The 6,317-nt window shown below is 64.8% G+C and carries 6 protein-coding genes; 3 read left to right on the forward strand and 3 right to left on the reverse strand.

Annotation, left to right across the window (positions count from 1 at the left end; genetic code table 11):
* Window positions 1-6 precede the first annotated feature (6 nt).
* From otsB to AC5RWO_RS21165, 3 genes are all read left to right on the forward strand, one after another.
* A complete protein-coding gene (gene otsB, locus AC5RWO_RS21155) occupies window positions 7-822 on the forward strand; it encodes a trehalose-phosphatase (protein WP_498733862.1) in 816 nt (271 codons plus the stop codon).
* Window positions 823-953: 131 nt separating this feature from the next.
* Entirely contained in the window at window positions 954-2,102 is a 1,149-nt protein-coding gene (locus AC5RWO_RS21160) for an ABC transporter ATP-binding protein (protein ID WP_498733865.1), read from the forward strand.
* Window positions 2,103-2,134: 32 nt separating this feature from the next.
* Window positions 2,135-3,490, forward strand: coding sequence for a DUF4032 domain-containing protein (locus tag AC5RWO_RS21165; protein ID WP_498733867.1), 1,356 nt, complete (start codon window positions 2,135-2,137; stop codon window positions 3,488-3,490).
* Between the two features lie 89 nt (window positions 3,491-3,579).
* Here AC5RWO_RS21165 and AC5RWO_RS21170 read toward each other — a convergent pair whose 3' ends face one another.
* The 3 genes from AC5RWO_RS21170 to AC5RWO_RS21180 form a co-directional block, all read right to left on the reverse strand.
* Window positions 3,580-4,188 (reverse strand): class I SAM-dependent methyltransferase, encoded by a 609-nt coding sequence (locus tag AC5RWO_RS21170; RefSeq protein ID WP_498733869.1) that lies wholly within the window; start codon window positions 4,186-4,188, stop codon window positions 3,580-3,582.
* Between the two features lie 9 nt (window positions 4,189-4,197).
* A complete protein-coding gene (locus AC5RWO_RS21175) occupies window positions 4,198-5,577 on the reverse strand; it encodes an FAD-binding oxidoreductase (RefSeq protein WP_498733871.1) in 1,380 nt (459 codons plus the stop codon).
* Window positions 5,578-5,699: 122 nt separating this feature from the next.
* Entirely contained in the window at window positions 5,700-6,182 is a 483-nt protein-coding gene (locus tag AC5RWO_RS21180) for an SRPBCC domain-containing protein (RefSeq protein ID WP_498733873.1), read from the reverse strand.
* Window positions 6,183-6,317 lie beyond the last annotated feature (135 nt).

The raw sequence follows: 6,317 nt of genomic DNA on the forward strand, positions 1-6,317 counted from the left end.
GCGGCAATGAATGAGAACCCTGCCGCAACGAGCGAGAACCGCGGGGAGCTGGGTCCGGCGCTGCGCCGTGCGCTGGAGAAAATCAGCAGCACGCCGCGGCTGCTCGTGGCGCTGGACTTCGACGGCACGCTGGCGCCGATTGTCGCGCGTGCCGAAGACGCCCGGGCACTGCCGGCCGCCGCCGCTGCCGTAAGGGAACTGCTCGAACTACCCGAAACAACGACGGCGTTCATTTCCGGCCGCGCTCTCGAGAGTCTGCGGCTGGTTGCCTCGCCGGACGATAGAACCCTGCTCATCGGTTCCCACGGCGCGGAAGTCTTCACCGGCCCCGGCAGCCCCGCCCTGACCCTGGATCAGGCACAGGCGATGGCGCTGCGCCAGGCCACCGCGGTGGTTGAAAAGGTGGTCGCAACCCACCCCGGAACGAGGCTGGAAGCCAAGCCGGCCGGCGTCGTACTCCATACCCGCACCGCGGAAGATCCGGTGGCCGAAGCGGCCACCGAGGAAGCACGCCGCCAGCTGTCCTCCATCGAGGGACTGCACCTGACGGACGGCAAGCGGGTGCTCGAGACCTCGGTCCTGAGCTCCGACAAGGGGCAGGGACTGGAGCTCCTGCGCGCCTTTACGGAGGCTACGGCGGTCTTCTTCGCGGGCGACGACGTCACGGACGAGGACGCCATCAAGGCCCTGCAGCCGCAGGATCTTGGCGTCAAGATCGGCCCCGGAGAGTCGGGAGCGGCTTTCCGGGTGGACTCCCCGGACGCTTTTGCCCGGGTACTCGAGACCCTGGCGGAACTGCGCCGGGCCTCCCCACAAAACTGAGCCTCCGCCCGCAAAACCTCGGAATTTGCCCCCGCATGCCATACTTGGTTCCGTGAGCCAGCTCACCTAACTGAATATCAACCCATCACAACGGATCGTCGGGCACGTACCTGCCCGTGAAGGGAAACACCATGGCAACGGTAACGTTCGATAATGCTACGCGCTTGTACCCGGGCACAGAGAAGCCGGCGGTGGACAAGCTTGACCTGGAGATCGCGGACGGCGAATTCTTGGTCCTCGTCGGCCCCTCGGGCTGCGGCAAGTCCACCTCCCTGCGGATGCTGGCGGGCCTGGAAGATGTGAACTCGGGCCGGATCCTGATCGGCGACCGCGACGTCACCGACGTTCCGCCGAAGGACCGGGACATTGCAATGGTGTTCCAGAACTACGCGCTTTACCCACACATGTCCGTGGCGGACAACATGGGATTTGCCCTCAAGATCGCGGGCATCGCCAAGGAGGAGCGCGCCCAGCGCGTCCGCGAGGCAGCCAAACTGCTGGACCTCGAGGAATATTTGGACCGCAAGCCGAAGGCGCTCTCCGGCGGCCAGCGCCAGCGTGTTGCCATGGGCCGCGCGATTGTCCGTAATCCGCAGGTCTTCCTGATGGACGAGCCGCTCTCCAACCTGGATGCCAAGCTGCGCGTCCAGACCCGGACGCAGATCGCCTCGCTGACCCGGCGCCTCGGCGTCACCACCGTCTATGTCACCCACGACCAGGTCGAAGCGATGACCATGGGCGACCGCGTCGCCGTGCTCAAGGACGGCATACTGCAGCAGGTGGACTCCCCGCGCAATCTCTACGACACCCCGGCCAACATCTTCGTGGCCGGGTTCATCGGCTCGCCGGCCATGAATCTGCTGGAACTGCCCGTGGCCGACGGCGGCGTCCAGTTCGGCGGAACGGTCTATCCGGTGCCGCGGGACGTTCTCGGTGCGGCGCACGGCAGCACCGTCATGCTCGGAGTCCGTCCAGAGGATCTGGAGCAGGCCCCGGACGGCCAAGGTCTGGCCGTGGAGATCGATGTGGTCGAGGAACTCGGTGCCGACGCCTACGTGTACGGCCACACTGAAGTCAACGGCAGCCGCCACGACATCACGGGCCGCGTGGACGGCCGCACGCCGCCGAAGGCCGGCACCACCGTGTACGTGCGTCCGAAGCAGGGCCACGTGCATCTGTTCGACACCCAGACCGGCCTCCGGCTGGGCGATAATGCGCCGGCGGCACCCCACGCGTCCCTGGCTGATCTGGACCGTCCGCTGGAGGCGGACAAGGCCTGAGTTCCGGCAGCGCTTTCGACGGATCGGTGCAGATGGACGCCAACTGGCACAACGAACCTACCGACTTCGGCCAGGTGGGAAAACTGCCGCGCCCGCACAATGGCGGAGCGGCCGCAGTTCTGGGTTCGCTGAACATCACCTCGGCCACCACGGACGAGAGCCTGCTTGACCTGCCTTGGCACATCGCGTTGGAAGAGTGGCCGGCGAAAAACCTGGCCGCTCTTCCGCGCGGTATTTCCCGGCATATTGTCCGGTTCGCGCATCTGAGCGGTTCCGTCATTGCCATCAAGGAAACCAGCGAGCATATCGCCCGGCACGAATACCACATGCTCCGCAAGCTCCAGCGGCTGGACGTGCCCTGCGTGGAGCCGGTCGCCGTCATCAGCGGCCGGCACACCACGGACGGTGCGGAGCTGGATCCGGTGCTGGTCACCCGGCACCTGAAGTTCTCGCTCCCCTACCGTGCGCTGTTTTCCCAGACCCTGCGCAAAGACACGCTGACCCGGCTGATCGATGCCCAGGCCCTACTGCTGGTCCGGCTGCACCTTATCGGCTTCTACTGGGGCGACGTGTCCCTCTCCAACACCCTGTTCAGGCGGGATGCCGGTGCATTCGCCGCCTATCTGGTGGATGCCGAGACGGGCGAGCTGTACCCGAAGCTCTCCACCGGCCAGCGTGAGTACGATCTGGAGATAGCACGGGTCAACATTGCCGGCGAGCTGATGGATCTGCTTGAAGGCCGCTTGATCGAGGACAAGGTCGACCCGCTGGCCACCAGCGAGCGGATCATGGACAGCTACCGCAAGCTCTGGGCGGAACTGACCGAGAAGGAGTCCTTCGAGCTGGGCGACCGCTGGCGGGTCAATGCCCGCATCCGCAGACTGAATGATCTGGGTTTCGACGTCGAAGAGTTCTCCATCAAAACGACGCCGGACGGGTCCCAGATCCAGCTCCAGCCCAAGGTCGTGGATGCCGGGCACCACCAGCGCCGGCTGATCCGCCTGACCGGGCTGGACGTGCAGGAAAACCAAGCGCGGCGGCTGCTCAATGACCTGGACGGCTACCGGGCGGACAACAATCCGGATCTGGACGAGGAAATCAGCGCCCACGCGTGGGTCCGCCACGTCTTCGAGCCGGTAGTGCGGGCCATTCCGCGCGAGCTGGCGGGCAAGCTGGAACCGGCCGAGGTGGTCCACCAAGTGCTCGAGCACCGCTGGTACATCTCCGAAAGCCAGCGCCGCAACGTGCCGTTGGCGGAAGCAGTCCAGGCCTACATCGACGACGTGCTGCGCCACCGCCGGGACGAAGCGGCGATTCTACTCAACCCCGACGACAAGACCGCCCGGCTACTCGCCGCGAACGCACTCGACAACGACGACGACGAATAGGCCCGGCCCGGGAGCCCCACGGAACGGCGTGGAGGCCCCGGAACCGCACGGCCGTCGTGGAGCCTCCTGCCGGGGCTCGCCCGCTGCGTTTACGCGGCCAGGCTGAAGACAGCCACCAGGAAGTCCGACGACGGTGTGAAGGGGCGCAAGTCCCAGGTCCCGAACTTGTGTTCTGCGGCCAGGCCAGCGCCGGCGGCGTCCGCCATGAACGTGTCCAAGTCGTATCCCCTGCCCGCGCCGAACCCGGTCACCAGCCGGCCTTCCGGCGCCAAATGCCGCGCCAGTCTGGCCAGGACTTCCGGAGCGGTACCCGGAGCCAGGAAGGTGAGCACGTTGCCTGCACAGACGATCAGGTCGAAGGCTTCGGTAATCCCTTGTGCAGGCAGATCCAGCTCCGCTAGGTCCCCGACGAGCCAGTTGACGTCGGGGTGGTCGCGCCGCGCCGCTTCAATCAGCTCCGGATCGATGTCGACCCCCACCACGTGGTGCCCGCGGACCGCCAGCTCACCGCCCAGCCGGCCCGGACCGCAGCCTGCGTCCAGAATCGTGCTGCCGCGCTCTGCCATCGCATCGATCAGCCGGGCCTCGCCGTGAAGGTCGTTTCCTTGGGCCCGCATGTTCTCGAAGCGCTTGATGTACCAGGCCGAATGGCCCGGGTTCTCACGCTTTTGGGCTTCCCATAATGTCTCTTTACGCACAACCACAGCCTACGCCTCGATCCGTTCCGGCAAGGCCTTGCCTGGGTTCAGCAGCCCTTTGGGATCGAACAATGCCTTGATCCCGCGCTGCAGCTCCAGCACTTCTTCCCGCTGTTCAAGCGGGAGCCAACGCACTTTGTACTGGCCGACGCCGTGTTCGCCGGTGATGGTGCCGCCCAGCGCAAGGCCCACCTCGATGGACTCATCCAATGCGGCGTTAAGCGCGGGAACCTTCTCCGGCTCCCCGGCCGACACCCAAAAGGTTGGATGGAGGTTCCCGTCGCCCGCATGCGCAACAACTTTGAGCCCCACTTCGTGGTCGGCGGCAATGCGTTCGAGCTCGGCGATGTAATGGACCAGCTGCGACCGAGGCACGGCAACATCCTCACCCACACGAAAGACATCGTCCACCTCCGCGCCCCGGCTGTGCCTGCGCAGCTCCACTAATCGGACTGCTTCCTCGCTAACTTCAGCGGTAACGGTGGCACCGATATCCCCCAGCACCTGCCGGACGATCTTCGCTTCGGTCTCTGCCGCAAAGCCATCGGTCTGGATCAACAGCAGCGCACCGCCACGCTGGCGCAGGTCAGAGCCCTGTTCTGCGTCCAGCTGGACCAGCGTATTGCCGTCGAGCAATTCCATGATGGCCGGCTGCACACGCGCCTTGCCGACCGCCAGGACACCGGCCGCGGCCGTCGTCACTTCGGGGAAGAACGCTGCAATCGTCTGCACATCGGCAGGAAGGTAGCGCAGCCGCACCGTAACTCCCACCACGACGCCCAAGGTGCCCTCGGATCCCACAAAAAGACCCGTCAGGTCATAGCCCGCCACGCCCTTGAAGGACCGTCGCCCGGTTCGGATAAGCGTGCCGTCAGCAAGGACGACGTCGAGAGCCAGGACTGACTCACGGGTAACGCCGTACTTGGCGCAGCGCAGGCCTCCGGCGTTCGTCGCGACGTTGCCGCCGATCGTGGATATTTTGTAGCTGGCCGGATCGGGAGCATACATCAGCCCGTATTCCGCCACTGCCGTGTTCAGATCGGCGTTGATAACTCCGGGCTCCACACGGGCAATTTCGTCCTCGGGGTGGACCTCGAGTATTCGGTCCATTCGTTCCAGGCTCAGGACGAGGCATCCGGTCGTGGCATGGGCCCCGCCGGACACTCCTGTACCGGCGCCTCTGCAAACTACCGGAACACTGTGCGTGTAGGCCACCTTCATGACGGTCTGCACGTCTTCGACGCTTTGCGCCCACACGACGGCGATGGGGAGCTCGTGGGCCATCACGGGACCTTGGTCCAGCGCATGCGCGGCCAGTACGTCCTCCCGTACGCTCACCTGTTCTGCTGGCAGTGCAGCTTGCAATGCGCTAATGATTGAGTCAGTCATTAAGTAGGGCCTTCCGAATCTCGTCGTTCACTATTTTCGGTCCGAAGAAGCGAGCTGTGCACGGCGCGGAAAGCTGCCAGAGCCAGGGGCCCATGCCGTATCGATGTCCGGGGAGCGTTACTTCAGCGAATGGCTCCCATGAACCTCGCATATTTGCTCAGCACGGAAGGCCAGTCCTGCTGGTACCTTAGTCGGCGTTCTGCGCCATCGGCTGTTTGGTCCCAGTCTGAGTGTCGCAGCCGGACGAGGGTGCTTTGGCCCTCCGCAGTGAACCGGACTTCGAGTCTGGTGGCTGATAAGGGCCCGGCTCCGGGGTGCCAGGTCAGGGATAGCAGCCGGCCCGGCTCCCATTCAAGAATGTCGCCCCAGTTGCGGACCTCGTCCCGGTCCGATGTCTCTGTCAGGACTGTCTCTTCGAACTCAATATGTGCGCCGGGGCCAAAGATGCTCTGGGTATCCACCGGCCACCACAGATGGATGAGATCGGTGAAACCCTCAAAAGCCTGTTCCGGCGGGTGCGGAACCGTGACTTCAAAGGTAATCGGTTCCAAGGCTTTGGAAGGCTGAGGTTCCTCAGCAGCGTGCGAGAACAGCGATGGGCTCATACCCCAAGCCTAGCGGGATGGACCCAACTTATTTGCGGCTTAAATGGGTGAAGGGCTCCACCGTCATGGTGGAGCCCTTCACGCTCAAAAGATGTCCGGCGGTGACCTACTCTCCCACACCCTCCCGGGTGCAGT

Source organism: Arthrobacter sp. B055-34 (genome assembly GCF_059090425.1).

What these genes read in the sequence shown, in the direction of transcription:
- otsB (WP_498733862.1), top strand. Translation starts at nt 7, where the DNA reads ATGAATGAGAACCCTGCCGCAACGAGCGAGAACCGCGGGGAGCTGGGT.
- AC5RWO_RS21160 (WP_498733865.1), top strand. Translation starts at nt 954, where the DNA reads ATGGCAACGGTAACGTTCGATAATGCTACGCGCTTGTACCCGGGCACA.
- AC5RWO_RS21165 (WP_498733867.1), top strand. Translation starts at nt 2,135, where the DNA reads ATGGACGCCAACTGGCACAACGAACCTACCGACTTCGGCCAGGTGGGA.
- AC5RWO_RS21175 (WP_498733871.1), bottom strand. Translation starts at nt 5,577, where the DNA reads ATGACTGACTCAATCATTAGCGCATTGCAAGCTGCACTGCCAGCAGAA.
- AC5RWO_RS21180 (WP_498733873.1), bottom strand. Translation starts at nt 6,182, where the DNA reads ATGAGCCCATCGCTGTTCTCGCACGCTGCTGAGGAACCTCAGCCTTCC.